Raw genomic sequence first — 17,476 nt, 5'->3', positions numbered from 1 at the left:
TGTAGCCGTTATTTATTTTCCCTAAAAGGGGTGGTATGATAGCGCGCCTTTTGGCTAGGGACCTTGGTCGCAAAGGCCCTACGACTATTAATTATTGGAGACATTATGTCAACTTATACATACAATGCAGAATTACGTACAGAAACAGGTACTGGTGCGAGCCGCCGCCTACGCCGTGAAGATAAAGTTCCTGCAATCCTTTACGGTGCTGACAAAGAAGCTGCATCTATCGTTCTTGCACACAAAGATATGATCAAAGCGCAAGAAGACGAAGGTTTCTACACGCACATCCTTACTTTAAACATCGGTGGCGAGTCAGTTGAAGCTATCCTTAAAGATATTCAACGTCACCCGTTCAAGCCTAAGATCACTCACTTAGACTTCCAACGTGTAGATGCTTCTCACAAACTTCACACTAAAGTGCCAGTACACTTCATCGGTGAAGAGAAAGTAACTAAAGCAGGTAACACTGTTGTTCACCAATTAACTGAAATCGAAATCACGTGTCTTCCTAAGTCACTTCCTGAGTTCGTTGAAGTTAACGTTGCAGACTTAGTAGCTGGTGATTCAATCCACCTTTCTGACCTTAAACTTCCTTCAGGTGTTTCATCTGTTGAGCTTGCTAAAGGTGCAGATCACGATCAGTCAGTTGTTACTGTTAAAGCTAACAAAGCTGCTCCTGCTGAAGAAGCTTCAGAAGACGCTGCAGAATAATTTTTAAGGTGTACACACCTTGAATTCTATTCAAATGCTTGTGGGCCTGGCTAATCCAGGCCCCGAATACGCAAACACACGCCATAATGCAGGTGCTTGGTTCATCGAAGAACTCGCTGCACGTTACAACTGCACTCTCAAACATGATCCTAAATATCACGGCCTCACTGGCAAAGTGATTATTCAAGGCCAAGAATTTAAACTACTGATCCCTACAACTTATATGAATTTAAGTGGTAAGTCGGTGAGTAGTCTCGCTAATTTCTTTAAAATTCCTGTTGAAAACATTCTCGTTGCTCACGACGAAATGGACTTAGAACCAGGCATTGCTAAACTAAAAAAAGGTGGCGGCCACGGTGGTCACAATGGTTTAAAAGACATTATTGCGAAAATGGCAAACCAAAAAGATTTTATGCGCCTTCGTATTGGCATTGGACACCCTGGTCACCGAGAAATGGTAACAGGTTGGGTGCTAGGCAAAGCTGCGAAAGACGATCAAGAAAAAATGGATGCCGCAATCGACGAAGCAGTTCGTTGCATGGAAATTCTTGCAAAAGATGGTGTGTTAAAAGCACAAAACAGACTACATTCATTTAAACCTTAATCCGTTTTAATGAAATTACACAAGGTATCTTACTATGGGTTTTAAATGTGGCATCGTTGGCTTGCCAAACGTTGGTAAATCAACATTATTTAATGCACTAACTAAAGCGGGAATCGAAGCCGCTAACTTCCCTTTCTGTACTATTGAACCAAATACGGGTGTGGTGCCAGTTCCTGATGCGCGCTTAAATGCGCTTGCTGAAATCGTCAATCCACAACGCATTTTACCAACAACGATGGAGTTCGTTGATATTGCAGGCCTTGTAAAAGGCGCTTCAAAAGGTGAAGGTCTAGGTAATCAGTTCCTTGCGAATATTCGTGAAACAGATGCAATTGGTCATGTTGTTCGTTGTTTTGAAGACGAAAATATCGTCCATGTTGCTGGTACTATCGATCCAGCTGACGATATTGATGTTATTAACACCGAATTAGTACTTGCAGATATGGATAGCGCAGATAAAGCGCTTGTTCGTAATGCCAAGAAAGCAAAAGGCGGCGATAAAGACGCGAAAGAGCAAAACGCTGTACTTGAGAAAGTAAAAGCGCATCTGGATGAAGGTTTAACATTACGTTCTTTAGAACTCACTAAAGAAGAAAAAGCGGCAATTAAAACGCTTAACTTTTTAACAATCAAACCAACGATGTACATTGCGAATGTAGCAGAAGATGGTTTTGAAAATAACCCTTACCTAGATAAAGTACGTGAAATTGCCGCAGCTGAAGACGCGGTTGTTATTCCTGTTTGTGCTGCTATCGAATCTGAGTTATCTGAACTAGAAGAAGAAGATAAATTAGAATTTATGGCTGACCTAGGTTTAGAAGAGCCAGGCCTTAACTTAGTGATCCGTGGTGGTTACGAGCTACTTAAATTACAGACTTACTTTACAGCAGGTGTAAAAGAAGTACGCGCATGGACCATTCCAGTAGGTGCGACGGCACCACAAGCTGCTGGTAAAATCCACACAGACTTTGAACGTGGCTTTATCCGTGCTCAAACAATCGCTTTTGACGATTACATTGAGTTCAAAGGCGAAAGCGGTGCAAAAGAAGCAGGTAAAATGCGTCAAGAAGGTAAAGAGTATATCGTTAAAGACGGTGATGTCATGAACTTCTTATTTAACGTATAAGTTCTTAAGCAACTCTATTTAAAAGGCTCGTAATTACGAGCCTTTTTTATTTTCTGGGTTTACATCACGATACGCATGCAATTTTTAGTACTGCAATAGCGCCATTTTATCTCCCTACTCTTCTACTCTGTATAGCTGTAAATGCATTTATGAGTTAGAAAAACTACCAACAAAATAGTTTTTAAATTTATAAACTTAATTTTTGTATGAAAATCAAACAGATTAAAAATGAGCTTTTATTTACAATAATACGTAACAGACTTTTAGAGTTGTCTTTGACCGACAAAAAAACAGCAATTTAAGTAAAATTTAACCTGTTAGCTTAATTTTAATGCAAACAAACCCTGTTAAGTGTTTTTTTGCAAAAAAGGTGTTGACGGATTTAGGTCATATCAGCATAATACGCCCCGCACTCAGCGATGAAGTGTTAACAAAAAAGATGGCTAAGTAGCTCAGTTGGTTAGAGCACATCACTCATAATGATGGGGTCACAGGTTCAAATCCCGTCTTAGCCACCATTCTTTTTGTTGCTCAATGAAGAGTTAAAAATAACTACCAGTACTTTAAGTACGAATAATGCGACAGTAGTGGAATTGGCCGATGTCTTGATTAAGACGCTGGATTTTGGTTCCCTTACTGCAAACGCAAAAGGTATGCGGGAGTGGCGGAATTGGTAGACGCGCTGGATTTAGGTTCCAGTAACTTCGGTTGTGAGAGTTCAAGTCTCTCCTTCCGCACCATGTTCTTGATATGAACTAAAACTATCAAGCTTTTGTTGGGATATCGCCAAGCGGTAAGGCAGCAGGTTTTGATCCTGCCATTCCCAGGTTCAAATCCTGGTATCCCAGCCACAATGGCTAAGTAGCTCAGTTGGTTAGAGCACATCACTCATAATGATGGGGTCACAGGTTCAAATCCCGTCTTAGCCACCATTCTTTCTTTAGAATGGCTCTGCAGGAGTTAAACTGCACTCAATGAAGAGTTTAAAATAACTACCAGTACTTTATGTACGAATAATGCGGGTGTGGCGGAATTGGCCGATGTCTTGATTAAGACGCTGGATTTAGGTTCCTTTACTACGAACGCGAAAGATGTGCGGGAGTGGCGGAATTGGTAGACGCGCTGGATTTAGGTTCCAGTAACTTCGGTTGTGAGAGTTCAAGTCTCTCCTTCCGCACCATGTTCTCGATAAGAACCAAAATTATCAACTTATTCTTTGTTGGGATATCGCCAAGCGGTAAGGCAGCAGGTTTTGATCCTGCCATTCCCAGGTTCAAATCCTGGTATCCCAGCCACTTTCTCAAAGTGACAAAGAATACTCAATGAAGAGTCTAAAATAACTACCAGTACTTTATGTACGAATGATGCGGGAGTGGCGGAATTGGTAGACGCGCTGGATTTAGGTTCCAGTAACTTCGGTTGTGAGAGTTCAAGTCTCTCCTTCCGCACCATGTTCTTGATAAGAACCAAAACTATCAACTTTTGTTGGGATATCGCCAAGCGGTAAGGCAGCAGGTTTTGATCCTGCCATTCCCAGGTTCAAATCCTGGTATCCCAGCCACTTTCTCAAAGTGACAAAGAATACTCAATGAAGAGTCTAAAATAACTACCAGTACTTTATGTACGAATGATGCGGGAGTGGCGGAATTGGTAGACGCGCTGGATTTAGGTTCCAGTAACTTCGGTTGTGAGAGTTCAAGTCTCTCCTTCCGCACCATGTTCTTAAGTAGAACTAAAACTCTTCAAGTTTGTTGGGATATCGCCAAGCGGTAAGGCAGCAGGTTTTGATCCTGCCATTCCCAGGTTCAAATCCTGGTATCCCAGCCAACTACTTCCCTTTCTAATTTCTAATTTCTAATTTCTAATTTCTAATTTCTCCAAAATTTAATTCATTTTTATTTAGCACAAAAAAAACGGGCTAATTTTCATTAACCCGTGTTTAGTCTCTATCACTATGTGGTTAACTTAATGTCCCGCTGATCGCATACTTTAAAACCCAGTTCTTTGCAGGTCCTGTGTTATTAGCAAGCTTTAAGAACTTACTGCGCACCCAACTCAGTGGTTTTATCTCGTTTGAAAAACCAAAGTAACAGACATCCATCATACTCATCATTAGCAAATTAGCATGACGGCGTTTTTTCTCGTAGCGTTTGAGTAACGCTTGCTGACCAACATCAGGTTGATCTGCCAAAATATCTGCCAGTGCTACAACATCTTGAAAGCCTAAGTTCACACCTTGTCCAGCGAGCGGGTTAATTGTGTGCGCCGAGTCACCGACTAAAACTAAACGGCCGTGCGAATAGTCATTGGCATGTTGGCGTGCAAGTGGAAAAACAGCCTGCTCAAGCAACTCAAAGTCGCCCGGTAGTTCAGGGAAATGCGCAATGAGCGTTGCTTTAAGTTGCTCATTCGACAATTTTTGCCACTGCTTTAAAACCGCAGCATCGTGATAACAAATTAAATTAGCATAAGGCGCCTGCATCGGTAAAAACGCCACGGGTCCGGTTGGCGTAAATTGTTGCCACGTTTTTACTTGCTGCGGGGCATCTAATTTAATTAACACACCCATGCAGTGCTGAGCATATTGCCAACCCGTTACACCCAAGCCAGCTTTAGTTCGTAATTGTGACTGTCCACCATCTGCTGCAACAACTAAATCGGCAGTATATTGAGTATCGCCATACTGCAAGGTGATTGAATCAGCCGTTTGAATAATATTCGTAATGGCTGATAATTGCTCTATCACTTCGATGTCGTACTTGGCGAATTGCTGCCAAAGACTGGCTTGAATTAAATTATTTTCGATTAAATGACCTAAATGCGTTTCGCCAATCTCATGGCAATCAAACAATAAATTTTCGCCTTGTTGCTGGTAGGCCTCTAGTTGTTGGTAAGGCGCAATGCGATTTTGTCTTAGTAACGGCATGGCACCAAGGTCATCGAGTAAATTCTCTGAAAAGCGATTAATAGCCGAAATGCGAATATCAACCCTATCTGAGCTAAGAATATGATCTGCATCGATAAGGTGCTTTTCAATAACGGTGACATCCCTCCCCTGTTTAGCCAGTTTTATAGCTATAGCAGCACCGACCATGCCCCCACCGACAACAATTACCTTATTTTTATTCATTTAATATTCGCTCATTTGGCTATTTAAATACGCAGCAAATTGTAACGTAATTCAATAATCAGTGTCAGTGCATTTACTGCTTAAGAATTTCAAAACAGTGACTTGTTTGATTTCACACCACAAAGATAAAAACTATACTTGGATCTGTGCGGGTATCCAGCTAAAATACGCGTCCTTTAAGTCGGCATACTTGCCACTTAATCCTGTTTCTAACACATTTTTGTGTCACTACCGAATTGAAAACGAGGCTATATTTCAATGAGTAAAAAGCTGCATATTAAAACCTGGGGTTGTCAGATGAACGAGTACGACTCTCAGAAGATGGCTGATCTACTAGATGCGACTAACGGCTATCAGTTAACTGAAGAAGCTGAAGATGCTGACGTGATCTTACTCAATACCTGTTCAATCCGTGAAAAAGCACAAGAAAAAGTATTCCATCAGCTTGGCCGTTGGAAACTATTAAAAGATGATAAGCCTGAATTAATCATTGGTGTTGGTGGCTGTGTTGCATCGCAAGAGGGTGATTCAATTCGTCAACGTGCGCCGTTTGTTGATGTAATATTTGGCCCGCAAACATTACACCGCTTACCAGAAATGATTAAGCAAGTACAAAGTGGCGACAGCAGCTCGGTAGTTGATGTTTCATTCCCTGAGATTGAGAAGTTTGACCGCCTACCTGAACCAAAAGCGGAAGGCCCTACTGCGTTTGTATCTATTATGGAAGGTTGTTCTAAATACTGTACATTCTGCGTAGTACCTTATACGCGAGGTGAAGAAGTAAGCCGTCCACTTGATGACGTATTACTTGAAGTTGCACAACTTGCAGAGCAAGGTGTTCGCGAAGTGAACCTACTTGGTCAAAACGTAAATGCCTATCGCGGTGAAACTCACGACGGTGAAATTTGTTACTTCTCTGATCTATTACGTTATGTGGCAGCGATTGACGGTATTGACCGTATTCGTTACACCACTTCACACCCTGTAGAATTTACGCCAGATATCATTGACGCCTATGCTGATGTACCTGAACTTGTTGATCACCTGCACTTACCAGTGCAAAGTGGTTCAGACCGTATTTTAAACCTTATGAAACGTGGCCATACTGCACTCGAGTACAAATCAACGATTCGTAAGTTACGTAAAATTCGCCCTAATCTAAGTATGTCATCAGATTTCATCATTGGTTTCCCAGGCGAAAGTAAAGCTGACTTTGAAGCAACCATGAACCTTATCAATGATATCGGTTTTGATATGAGCTTTAGCTTTATCTACAGTGCTCGCCCTGGTACGCCTGCTGCTGATTTACCAGATGATGTATCAGAGCAAGAGAAAAAAGAACGTTTATACCTGTTACAAAATCGTATTACGCAAATGGCGCAGCAAATCAGCCGCCAAATGTTTGATACCGAACAACGTATTTTAGTTGAAGGTCCTTCTAAGAAGAACCCAATGGAATTACGTGGCCGTACAGAAAACAACCGAGTTGTAAATTTTGAAGGCCCACACTCTGTGATCGGTCAATTCGTTGATGTACGTATTACTGAAGCATTGCCAAATTCTTTACGTGGTGAATTAATTCGTACAGAATCAGAGATGAACTTACGCCGTGACGTGGCGCCATCATCTATTTTAAGTAAGGCAGCCGAGGCTGAAGCTGCACAAGCCCCTAACGAAATTGGCGTTGCTACTTTCGTCCCGTAGGGGAAAATTTGGTGCAGGCATGGCCTGCACCCATCAATAGGAAGCTATTTTGAGTAATCAATTAAAAACTTTAGAGATTTATTTAGAACCCGCCGACAATAAACGCCTTTCATCTTTATGTGGTCCGTTTGACGAAAATATCAAACAAATTGAGCGCCGATTAGGTGTAGAAATTGCTCATCGCGATAATTTTTTCAGAGTCACTGGTAAGCTTCACTGTGCTGCAGCGAGTGTAGAAATCTTAAAAAACCTTTATGTTGATACTCAACCTGTACGTGGTCAAATTGGTGAGATAGAACCTGAAGCGGTTCATTTAGCAATTAGCGAATCAAATGCCCTCGAGCAAGATGAAAATCCAGGCGTTTATGGCAAAGACATGGTTATTAAAACTCGCCGTGGCGTAATTAAACCGCGAAACGACAACCAAGGCGTGTACATTGCAAATATTTTGCATCACGACATTACCTTTGGTATTGGCCCTGCTGGTACAGGTAAAACTTACCTCGCCGTTGCAGCCGCTGTTGATGCCCTTGAGCGCCAAGAAATTCGTCGTATTCTACTTACGCGCCCTGCCGTTGAAGCAGGTGAAAAACTCGGTTTCTTACCAGGTGATTTGAGTCAAAAAATCGACCCTTATTTGCGCCCTCTTTACGATGCATTATTTGAAATGCTTGGTTTTGAGCGCGTTGAAAAGCTCATTGAAAAGAACATCATAGAAGTTGCCCCACTTGCATATATGCGTGGTCGTACATTGAATGATGCCTTTATCATTCTAGATGAAAGCCAAAACACCACAGCAGAACAAATGAAAATGTTCTTAACCCGTATTGGTTTTAATTCGAAAGCGGTAATTACTGGTGATATCACCCAGGTCGATTTACCGCGCGGTGCGCGCTCAGGCTTACGCCATGCAATTGAGGTACTCAATGGTGTTGAAGCAATTAGTTTTAACTTCTTCCAATCTCATGATGTTGTGCGTCACCCTGTCGTAGCTCGTATTGTAGAAGCCTACGAGCGTAATGATGAAGCTGAGCGTTTAAAGCGAGCTGAAAAGCAACGCATTAAAGAATCACAAGCAAACCAACAAGAAGCAAACTCGTGACCGAATTAGACCTACAAATAGCCTGTGAGTTTGACAACTTACCCAGCTTTGAACAATTCCAGCTTTGGGCTGATAAAGCCCTTAGCAATTATCGTGAAGACGCTGAACTGACTATTGTGATAAGTGATGAGGCACAAAGTCAACAGCTTAATAATGACTACCGTGGTAAAGACAAGCCGACTAATGTCTTATCGTTTCCGTTTGAAGCACCACCTGGCATTGAGTTACCTTTAGTCGGTGACTTAATCATTTGTCCGGCGATTGTTTTAGCCGAGTCAATTGAACAAGAAAAGGCCTTTCACGACCATTTTGCCCATATGGTGATTCATGGATGCTTGCATTTACTTGGATTTGACCATATAAAGGACGAAGATGCACTTGAAATGGAAAGCATAGAAAAGCAGTTACTTGCCGATCTGAACATCGCTGACCCATATCGAGACGATATTTAAATTAACGGAGCAATTAGACGCAATGAGCGACGACAACTCGCAAACTAGCCAGGGTTCTTCTGGCAAAACTTGGTTGGGCCGTATAGCCCAAATGTTGCAAGGGGAACCCCAGAATAGAGAAGAGCTGGTAGAAGTAATTGCCGATGCGCAAGAACGCGACCTTATCGACCCTGAAACAAAGGATATGATTGAAGGGGTACTGGGTGTATCAGAGCTAAAAGTGCGCGATATAATGATACCGCGCTCACAAATGGTCACCCTAGAAGTCGATACACCTCTAGAACGGCTATTACCTATGATGGTCGATTCTACGCACTCACGCTTTCCTGTCGTATGCGAAGATAAAGACCATGTTGAAGGTATTTTATTAGCTAAAGACCTATTACCATTGATCATCAACAAAGATGAGCAACTACCTTCTTTACGTGATTATTTACGACCAGCCGTTGTGGTGCCAGAGAGTAAACGTGTTGACACGCTCCTTAACGAGTTTCGTCAACAGCGTTACCACATGGCCATTGTAATCGATGAATATGGCGGTGTATCTGGTCTTGTAACTATTGAAGATATTCTCGAAATCATCGTTGGTGAAATTGAAGATGAGCACGATGAAAGCGAAGACCAACAAGATATTCGTCAAGTTGCAAAGCATGTTTATGCCGTGCAAGCACTGACACCGGTCGACGACTTTAACGAATACTTTAAAACAGGTTACAGTACCTCAGATGCAGATACTATTGGTGGTACTGTACTGCATGCGTTTGGCCATATGCCAAGCCGTGGTGAAACCATTGATATTGATGGTTTACAGTTTAAAGTCACCAATGCGGACAATCGTCGCATCCTGCAATTGCAAGTAACTATTCCTAAGGCTGATGATAACGACAGTGAAGAAACTGCTAACTAACCTAAGCCTTCTTGCAAAAGATAAAAAAGCCTGGCTCGCACTTATTGCGGGCCTCTTTTTGACCCTTAGCTACGCCCCCTTTAATCTTTGGTATATTGCTTTTATATCACTCGGTGCCCTTCTCTACTGCATTAACCCCCTTGCAAGTGGTAAGACCGCAGCAAAGCAAAGTGCCAAATATGGCTTTATCTTTGGTTTGGGCTGGTTCGGTGCAGGTATTAGCTGGGTGCATGTTTCTATAGCGACTTTTGGCGGCATGCCACTGATTGCCTCTATTTCGCTTATGGTTTTACTGTGCGCATATTTAGCCCTGTATCCTGCATTAGCCGCTTGGCTCGCTACACGTCTTGCTAACGGCCCCTATAGCTTTATTTGTTGGTTACTTGCTACCGTTGCTATTACAGAATATTTACGCGGTACTTTGCTTACCGGTTTTCCTTGGCTGAGCTTTGGTTACACCCAAACAGACAGCCCGCTGAATTTTTTAGCACCCGTGATTGGTGAGTTTGGTATCACGCTTATTTGCGTATTCATTGCCTTTTCGCTTTATCGCTTGATAAACAAAGATATTAAACCGTTAATTATTTCTGTCGTAATACTTACAGGCTTATATTTTATCGCAAATGGCAGCCCTACAAAGTATCAAGACAAAACAATCAAAACAGTTCTCGTACAAGGTAATATTAAACAGCACTTACGCTTTGAGCCGTCAGAGTTTTGGAATACCATGAGTAAATACCAAGACATGACCCGCCTGCATTGGAATGCTGATTTAATAGTTTGGCCTGAAGCCGCTGTTCCAGAGCTCGAAGCATTGGCCAGTGAGTATTTAACGGGTCTTGATAGCGCTGCCACATTTAACAATACGGCACTTATTACAGGTATCGTTGATTACCAATACGACACCCGTAACATTTTTAATACGCTAATTGTGCTTGGTAAAAAAGAGCTAGAAGATAGCGAAGGCCACTATCAGTATTTAGCTAAAAACCGCTATCAAAAGCATCAGTTATTGCCGATTGGTGAATTTGTGCCATTTCAAGAATTACTGCGCCCAATCGCGCCATTGTTTGATTTGCCTATGTCATCTTTTACCCGCGGCGATGAAGTGCAAAACAATTTACGGGCAAATGGCTTAAATATTTTACCTGCAATCTGTTATGAGATTGCTTTTGCTAGTTTAGTTCGTGGCAATTACCGCAGTGAATCTGATATTTTATTCACGGTTAGTAACGATGCGTGGTTTGGTGACTCACATGGCCCGCATCAGCATATGCAAATAGCGCGTATGCGTTCCCTTGAATTACAGCGCCCGCTGATTCGAGTGACGAATAATGGTATTAGCGCTGTTTACGACCCCATCGCTAAATCACAATTAGCTATGCCGCAATTTAAAGCCGATGTACTCGAGGCAACAATTACGCTCATCAAAGGCGATAGTATTTATAGCCAATACGGCAATTTGCCAGTATGGGTTGTGGTGATATTACTCAGTGCTGCTGGCGTGATTGTAAGATTCAAAAAGTAACCATTAAAAAGGCTTCATGATGAAGCCTTTTTTTGTGTTTTAAGATTCTATCTTTATCAACTCGACATCAAATATCAGTAATGAGCCAGCTGGAATACTACCAACGCGCTTACGCCCGTAAGCAAGCTGCGGCGGAATATAAAAGGTGAATTTATCCCCTTCGCTCATTAACTGTAACCCCTCAGTCCAACCGGCAATCACTTGGTTTAAACCAAAGCTAATTGGCGAGTTACGTACTACTGAACTATCAAATACGCTGCCATCCATAAGCGTGCCATGGTAATGCACTTTAACTTTGCTAGTCGCATTGGGTTTTTCGTCATTCCCTGCACTTTGCTCTATTTTGTATTGCAAACCTGAAGCTGTTTCGTGTACATCATCAGCTTGACTATTGGTTGCTAAAAAATCAGCAGCGAGTTTTTCATTTTCAAGGGCTTGCAGCTTAGCCTTTTTGCTATTTTTAAAAATTAAGAAACAAAAAATACCAATAATCAGTAAAAGTATTAAATTAATCATTCTGCGTCCTTCTCATCATCATTATCGCCATTAACGATATCTGCAATATTTGCCAGTCTTGCAAGTGCTAATGCATTGATAGAGCCATCAGGATAGCCTTGCTCGGTCATTTCGCCAGCTTCTTTTTCCATTAATAGACTCAACGCTTGATCTACTGTTTCAACGGCATAAATATTAAAACGACCTTTTTCGACAGCGTCGAGCACTTCATTATCAAGCACTAAATTCACTTGGTTTGATTTAGGGATGATCACCCCTTGCTCGCCAGTTAAGCCTCGCATTTTACATAACTTAAAGAAGCCCTCTATTTTCTCGTTTACACCACCAATTGATTGCACGTCCCCGTGTTGGTTGATAGAGCCAGTTAATGCAATTGATTGGCTAATAGGTAGATTCGTTATTGCTGATATAAGCGCACACAACTCCGCCAGTGACGCGCTATCACCGTCGATATAGCCATAACTTTGTTCGATTGCGATATTAGCACTGAGCGTCAAACTAAATTGCTGAGCGTATTTATTACCTAAGTAACCGGTTAATAGCATCACCCCTTTGGAGTGAATTGCTTTACCCAGTTCTGCTTCGCGTTCAACGTCAATCACGCCATCAGCACCTGCATAAACAGTGGCTGTAATGCGTGCTGGTGTACCAAATGAAGTATCACCAATGTGCAGCACAGTTAAACCATTCACTTTACCCACAGCATGACCTTCAGTGGCAATTAAAATTTGCCCCTCTTTGATGTCACTTAGCATGGTCTCAGAGATTTGCCCTGTGCGGTATTGCTTGCCAACAATCGCCTCATCAATATGATGAGCATCTATTACAGTTTGGCCATCCTGCTTTGCATAGAAGCTTGCTTCTGCCACTAATTCTAGTACATCAGCAAAACGCGCAGAGAGCTTGTTATGATGCTCTGCTTGGCGGTAGCTAAACTTAAGCAAACGCGCCATAGCGGCTTCGTTTGTCGTGCAATGTAATGTTTGCTGACAGTATTCAGTCACCTTGGTAATGAACTGATATTGCAGTTTATCGCTACTTGGCAAGTAATAATCAAAGTCAGCCAGTACACGAAACAGCTCAGCAAACTCTTCGTCATACTCACCAATGGTGTAATAAAGGTCTCGTGAGCCTAAAAGCACTATTTTTACATCAAGAGGAATAAGCTGCGGGCGTAACGTAAAGCTACTTCCTACTGAGCTGTCTTGATAGGGTAAGTCGTTTTTGATTTGATGCGTTTTTAAAGACAGTTTAAGTCCATCCCATACTTGTGGGTTAGCCATGACTTTCTCGGCATCCATAATCAAATAGCCACCATTCGCACGGTGCAGTGCTCCTGGTTGGATTGAACGGTAACTGGTGATAAGCGAACCTTGTGAGGTTGCATATTCAATTTTGCCGAAAATATTGCCAAAGGTTGGATTCGGTTCATACACCACAGGGGCAGCATCACCTTCTTTGTACTCCACCAGAATGTTTGGCGCAAAGAAGTCAGTTAGCATGCCTTTACGGTCAAAGTCTTCTTTGTTTTCATCGTTGTCATCATCGTCAAGCCACTCAAGTACAGCATCGATGATTTCTTCGCGAATGTCTTTTAAGTAACGCAGAACACCAATATGTGTAGCATATTTATGTTCAAGTGCTTTAATCAAGGGTTTAGTAGCAAGCTCTGCGGTTGATTTTTTTAAGTTACGTAATTTTTCTGAGGATTCACGTTTCCAGCGTGGTAGCTCAATTAGCGCTTCTATTAACGCATCTTCAAGCTTTTCAATGACCTCATAAAACTCGTCTCGAAGTGGTTCATCAAGGGATGAAAATTCTGTATCACTGAGCTGTTTGCCATTAACTAAAGGCGCAAAACCAACAACGCCGTTTTCTTCAATCAACGCCACACTTTGCTCAAGGGCTGCAATTTCCACGGCAGTGATTGCGGCATCGTAAGTATCGGTAAATTCACGGTCGATTGATTTCTTCTTGCGCTGATAACCTGGATTGTCAAATGCAGCAGGAAAAGTATCAAGTACTTCATCAATAAATGAATCTATATCATCAGCTAATTGCTTGCTCTGCCCTGCTTGCATAAACATTGCTATTGGTTCGCGATGATCATCATAATTATTAACATACAGCCACTCATTAGGCGTTGGGCGCTCTTTAGAATGAGTTGTTAATTTGTCTTTAACGAGAGTAAAGCGGCCAAGTGCGGCTTCCCCCATCACATACACGTTGTAACCAGGTAACTCCATACCTAATGAGAAATCAAGCGCACTTTGAGCTCGTTGTTGACCAATAAACGTGAGTGTTTCTGGATAAGGGTTTTTCATGCAAGTGGCTACATGATTGTCGGCAATTTCAGGTGCCAATGCGCTAACAGGTAGAGGGATCAGTTTTTTTGTCATTCTAACTTCTTATTTCCCAGCGTTAGCTGGGCATTATAGGTAACGCCCAGCCCAAGCCTGCGTCACTGATTAAGGTTGTAATGCCTTACGGCTAAAGTAAATACCACCACACTCAATACATGGGGTAATTTGCGTAGCATGGTAAACATCGTAACTATGCTGGCAATTTTTACATACTAATGTGCCCATGGCTATCCATTCTCCCTGCTGATAGACGCCATTGTGTTTAAAATCTTGATTTAGTGCATGCCATTCAAGTTGTGTTTTGTCTTCGATATGCGATAACTCGTACCAAAGGGACTCTTTTAATTCCATCCAAGCTAAAGAATCATAGTGTTGATCATTTTCTTTGATGTGATCGATATCGCGCTTTAGATAGTCACGATATTGATGAAGCTTTTCTTGTCCTAAGTCTTTGAGTGCTTGCTCTGATTCAACAAACTTATCCATCGCATCTTTTAGCTCGTTGTCTTTAACATCCTTCAGCCATTCGCTTAAGTCTTTAAGCCATGATTTATAATCTGCCATCGTTTACTCCTTCAAAAATGATGAAAAATCAGTACTTACTATAGTCAAGTATAGGTTAACCTGCCCTGAAAGTGAGAATTTCATAAAAGCCCTTATTTGCCGCTGTGATTAGCGTGTATTTTGAGTTATCCTTATCGACAATTTTTTATTAATCTGCAAGAAGTCTGGAATCGTAGATGCAAGAGCAATATAACCCGCAAGACATAGAGTCAAAAGTACAAGCCTACTGGGAAGAAAACCAAGTATTCAAAGTCACTGAAGATGAGAGCAAAGAAAAGTATTACTGCCTATCTATGTTCCCATACCCAAGCGGCCGACTCCACATGGGTCACGTTCGTAACTACACCATTGGTGACGTAGTATCTCGCTTCCAACGCTTGCAAGGTAAAAACGTAATGCAACCTATGGGTTGGGATGCGTTTGGCCTACCCGCTGAAAATGCAGCAATCAAAAACAACACCGCACCTGCAAAGTGGACGTATGAAAACATCGATTACATGCGTGACCAATTAAAGCAATTGGGCTTTGGTTATGATTGGGATCGTGAAATCGCTACATGCCACCCAGAATACTACAAGTGGGAACAATGGTTCTTCACTAAGCTTTACGAAAAAGGCTTAGTATACAAAAAGATGTCAACAGTAAACTGGGATCCAGTTGACCAAACAGTACTTGCGAACGAACAAGTAATTGATGGTCGAGGTTGGCGTTCTGGTGCCATTGTTGAGCAAAAAGAAATTCCACAATGGTTCATCAAAATCACTGATTATGCACAAGAGCTATTAGACGATTTAGACAAACTTGATCACTGGCCTGAGCAAGTTAAAACCATGCAGCGTAACTGGATTGGTCGTTCTGAAGGTTTAGAAATCGAATTCAAGCGTGCTGATAACGACGATACATTCAGTGTTTATACAACGCGCCCTGATACCTTTATGGGTGTGACATATGTTGCTGTTGCAGCCGGTCACCCAATTGCACAAGAAGCTGCTAAGAACAGTGACGCTGTAGCAATGTTTGTTGATGAGTGTAAAAACACGAAAATCGCTGAAGCAGACATGGCTACCATGGACAAAAAAGGCATTGCAACGGGCTTTTATGCGATTCACCCATTAACGGGTAAGCAAGTACCTATTTGGGTTGCTAACTTTGTATTAATGGATTACGGCTCAGGCGCTGTAATGGCTGTTCCTGCACACGACCAACGTGACTTTGAATTCGCATCAGCGTATGGCCTTGAGATCAACCAAGTTATCGCACCAGCAGCTGGCTCTGAAGAAACAGTTGATTTAGACAACCAAGCATTTACTGAAAAAGGCGTGTTAGTTAACTCTGGTGAGTTTGATGGTCTTGAGTTTGAAGCGGCGTTTAATGCCGTTGCAGATAAACTAGAAGCGCTAGGTGTAGGTGAGCGTAAAGTTAACTTCCGTCTACGTGACTGGGGTGTTAGCCGTCAACGTTACTGGGGTTCTCCAATCCCAATGCTTAGCGACGAAAATGGTGATGAGCTTGCTGCAACTGAAGACATGCTACCAGTTCGCTTACCTGAAGACGTGGTAATGAATGGTGTGACTTCACCAATCAAAGCTGACCCTGAGTGGGCAAAAACAACTGTAAATGGCGCGCCTGCATTCCACGAAACAGATACCTTCGATACCTTTATGGAATCATCATGGTACTACGCGCGTTACTGTAGCCCACGTTTTGACGAAGGCATGATTGAGCCTGGTGCTGCAAATTACTGGTTACCAGTAAACCAATACATCGGAGGTATTGAGCATGCGATCTTGCACTTACTTTACTCACGTTTCTTCCACAAGTTATTACGTGACTTTGGCTTAGTAAACTCAGATGAGCCATTTGAGCGCTTACTATGTCAAGGCATGGTATTAGCTGATACGTTCTATCGTAAAGATGAGAAAGGCGGTGATATCTGGATTTCACCAACAGACGTACAAACTGAAACAGACGACAAAGGTCGTGTTGTTAAAGCGTGGCACAAAGAAGATGGCGAGCCGGTATTCTCTGCAGGCATGAGCAAAATGTCGAAATCGAAAAATAACGGTATCGACCCGCAACAAGTTATTGCCCAGTACGGTGCAGATACAGTGCGTTTATTCATGATGTTCACTGCGCCACCAGAGCAAACCCTAGAATGGTCTGACTCAGGTGTTGAAGGTGCAATGCGTTTCTTAAAACGTATTTGGAAATACGCCGTTGATGTAGAAACGGTGGGCTATCAAGCACTTGATAAATCTGCATTAAATAGCGACCAAAAAGTACTTCGTCGTGAACTACATAAAGCCATTGCGAAAGTCACTGATGACGTTGAACGTCGTCAAACATTCAACACAGCTATCGCCGCAATCATGGAAATCTCGAACAAGTTGCTTAAAGCACCACTTGCTGATAAGCAAGATGTGGCAATTGCTAACGAAGCGCTTGAGGCATTGCTTATCATGCTTGCGCCTATCACGCCGCATATGTGTCACCAATTATGGCAAGACCTTGGCAAAGAAGGCGACATTTTAGACGCGGCATGGCCTACCGTTGATGAATCTGCACTTGTTGAAGATGAGAAACTCATCATTGTACAAGTGAACGGCAAACTACGTGCTAAGTTAACAGTGCCTGCCGATGCAACCAAAGAGCAAGTTGAAGCCCTAGCATTTGCTGAAGAGAACGTAACTAAGTTCACAGATGGCGTAACAGTTCGTAAGGTTATTTACGTACCTGGTAAGCTGCTTAACGTGGTTGCCAACTAAG

The 17,476-nt window shown here is 42.2% G+C and carries 13 protein-coding genes and 10 tRNA genes; 19 read left to right on the top strand and 4 right to left on the bottom strand.

The annotated features are described in order from the left end of the window. Positions 1 to 105: 105 nt before the first annotated feature. From L3Q70_RS06250 to L3Q70_RS06190, 13 genes are all read left to right on the top strand, one after another. Positions 106 to 714 carry a 50S ribosomal protein L25/general stress protein Ctc gene (locus L3Q70_RS06250; protein WP_062570663.1) on the top strand — a complete coding sequence of 203 codons (609 nt, stop codon included), beginning with the start codon at positions 106 to 108 and terminating at the stop codon, positions 712 to 714. Positions 715 to 733: 19 nt separating this feature from the next. Then, a complete protein-coding gene (pth, locus tag L3Q70_RS06245; protein WP_062570662.1) occupies positions 734 to 1,318 on the top strand; it encodes an aminoacyl-tRNA hydrolase in 585 nt (194 codons plus the stop codon). Between the two features lie 34 nt (positions 1,319 to 1,352). Next, on the top strand, positions 1,353 to 2,444 hold the full coding sequence (gene ychF / locus L3Q70_RS06240; protein ID WP_062570661.1) for a redox-regulated ATPase YchF: 1,092 nt from the start codon (positions 1,353 to 1,355) through the stop codon (positions 2,442 to 2,444). 441 nt (positions 2,445 to 2,885) lie between these two features. Next, positions 2,886 to 2,962, top strand: a tRNA-Met gene (locus L3Q70_RS06235). 137 nt (positions 2,963 to 3,099) lie between these two features. Further along, positions 3,100 to 3,184 (top strand) — tRNA-Leu (locus L3Q70_RS06230). Between the two features lie 36 nt (positions 3,185 to 3,220). Further along, positions 3,221 to 3,295 (top strand) — tRNA-Gln (locus tag L3Q70_RS06225). Positions 3,296 to 3,299: 4 nt separating this feature from the next. After that, a tRNA-Met gene (locus tag L3Q70_RS06220) sits at positions 3,300 to 3,376 on the top strand. A 163-nt stretch (positions 3,377 to 3,539) separates the two neighbouring features. After that, positions 3,540 to 3,624, top strand: a tRNA-Leu gene (locus tag L3Q70_RS06215). 40 nt (positions 3,625 to 3,664) lie between these two features. Continuing rightward, positions 3,665 to 3,739 (top strand) — tRNA-Gln (locus L3Q70_RS06210). A gap of 71 nt (positions 3,740 to 3,810) precedes the next feature. Next, positions 3,811 to 3,895, top strand: a tRNA-Leu gene (locus L3Q70_RS06205). A 35-nt stretch (positions 3,896 to 3,930) separates the two neighbouring features. Then, positions 3,931 to 4,005, top strand: a tRNA-Gln gene (locus L3Q70_RS06200). 71 nt (positions 4,006 to 4,076) lie between these two features. Further along, positions 4,077 to 4,161: transfer RNA gene (locus tag L3Q70_RS06195), tRNA-Leu, on the top strand. Between the two features lie 35 nt (positions 4,162 to 4,196). Continuing rightward, positions 4,197 to 4,271: transfer RNA gene (locus tag L3Q70_RS06190), tRNA-Gln, on the top strand. 133 nt (positions 4,272 to 4,404) lie between these two features. On the opposite strand, the gene L3Q70_RS06185 is transcribed toward L3Q70_RS06190, so the two are convergent. Next, positions 4,405 to 5,574, bottom strand: a complete 1,170-nt coding sequence (locus L3Q70_RS06185) for an FAD-dependent oxidoreductase (protein WP_237115089.1) — start codon at positions 5,572 to 5,574, stop codon at positions 4,405 to 4,407. 258 nt (positions 5,575 to 5,832) lie between these two features. Between L3Q70_RS06185 and miaB the strand changes: the two genes are divergently transcribed. From miaB to lnt, 5 genes are read left to right on the top strand one after another with little or no spacing between them, the layout of a single operon-like run. Then, complete coding sequence (gene miaB, locus L3Q70_RS06180) at positions 5,833 to 7,278, top strand: tRNA (N6-isopentenyl adenosine(37)-C2)-methylthiotransferase MiaB (RefSeq protein ID WP_062570659.1); 1,446 nt, start codon at positions 5,833 to 5,835, stop codon at positions 7,276 to 7,278. 49 nt (positions 7,279 to 7,327) lie between these two features. Beyond that, positions 7,328 to 8,380 carry a PhoH family protein gene (locus L3Q70_RS06175; protein ID WP_062570658.1) on the top strand — a complete coding sequence of 351 codons (1,053 nt, stop codon included), beginning with the start codon at positions 7,328 to 7,330 and terminating at the stop codon, positions 8,378 to 8,380. After that, the gene (gene ybeY, locus L3Q70_RS06170; RefSeq protein WP_062570657.1) at positions 8,377 to 8,832 is read left to right on the top strand and encodes an rRNA maturation RNase YbeY; all 456 of its coding nucleotides are present in this window, start codon (positions 8,377 to 8,379) and stop codon (positions 8,830 to 8,832) included. Before L3Q70_RS06175 ends, ybeY begins: the two co-directional genes overlap by 4 nt. Positions 8,833 to 8,854: 22 nt before the next feature. Further along, positions 8,855 to 9,739 (top strand): CNNM family magnesium/cobalt transport protein CorC, encoded by an 885-nt coding sequence (gene corC / locus L3Q70_RS06165; protein ID WP_237115088.1) that lies wholly within the window; start codon positions 8,855 to 8,857, stop codon positions 9,737 to 9,739. Next, the gene (lnt, locus tag L3Q70_RS06160) at positions 9,720 to 11,267 is read left to right on the top strand and encodes an apolipoprotein N-acyltransferase (protein ID WP_237115087.1); all 1,548 of its coding nucleotides are present in this window, start codon (positions 9,720 to 9,722) and stop codon (positions 11,265 to 11,267) included. The genes corC and lnt overlap by 20 nt, the downstream gene beginning before the upstream one ends. Before the next feature lie 39 nt (positions 11,268 to 11,306). On the opposite strand, the gene L3Q70_RS06155 is transcribed toward lnt, so the two are convergent. From L3Q70_RS06155 to L3Q70_RS06145, 3 genes are all read right to left on the bottom strand, one after another. Beyond that, positions 11,307 to 11,783 (bottom strand): FKBP-type peptidyl-prolyl cis-trans isomerase, encoded by a 477-nt coding sequence (locus L3Q70_RS06155; protein ID WP_237115086.1) that lies wholly within the window; start codon positions 11,781 to 11,783, stop codon positions 11,307 to 11,309. After that, positions 11,780 to 14,182 (bottom strand): ATP-binding protein, encoded by a 2,403-nt coding sequence (locus L3Q70_RS06150; RefSeq protein WP_062570653.1) that lies wholly within the window; start codon positions 14,180 to 14,182, stop codon positions 11,780 to 11,782. The genes L3Q70_RS06155 and L3Q70_RS06150 overlap by 4 nt, the downstream gene beginning before the upstream one ends. A 69-nt stretch (positions 14,183 to 14,251) precedes the next feature. Then, entirely contained in the window at positions 14,252 to 14,710 is a 459-nt protein-coding gene (locus L3Q70_RS06145; protein WP_062570652.1) for a zinc ribbon-containing protein, read from the bottom strand. A 176-nt stretch (positions 14,711 to 14,886) separates the two neighbouring features. On the opposite strand from L3Q70_RS06145, the gene leuS reads away from it, so the two are divergent. After that, positions 14,887 to 17,475: a leucine--tRNA ligase gene (gene leuS / locus L3Q70_RS06140; protein WP_237115085.1), complete on the top strand. Its 2,589-nt coding sequence runs from the start codon at positions 14,887 to 14,889 to the stop codon at positions 17,473 to 17,475. The last annotated feature ends 1 nt before the right edge of the window (position 17,476 follow it).

This window comes from Pseudoalteromonas sp. CF6-2 (assembly GCF_021729425.1).
Taxonomy (GTDB): Bacteria; Pseudomonadota; Gammaproteobacteria; order Enterobacterales; family Alteromonadaceae; genus Pseudoalteromonas; species Pseudoalteromonas arabiensis.
Note: the sequence above shows the minus strand (reverse complement) of the source record. Positions and strands in the feature narration are given on the sequence as shown.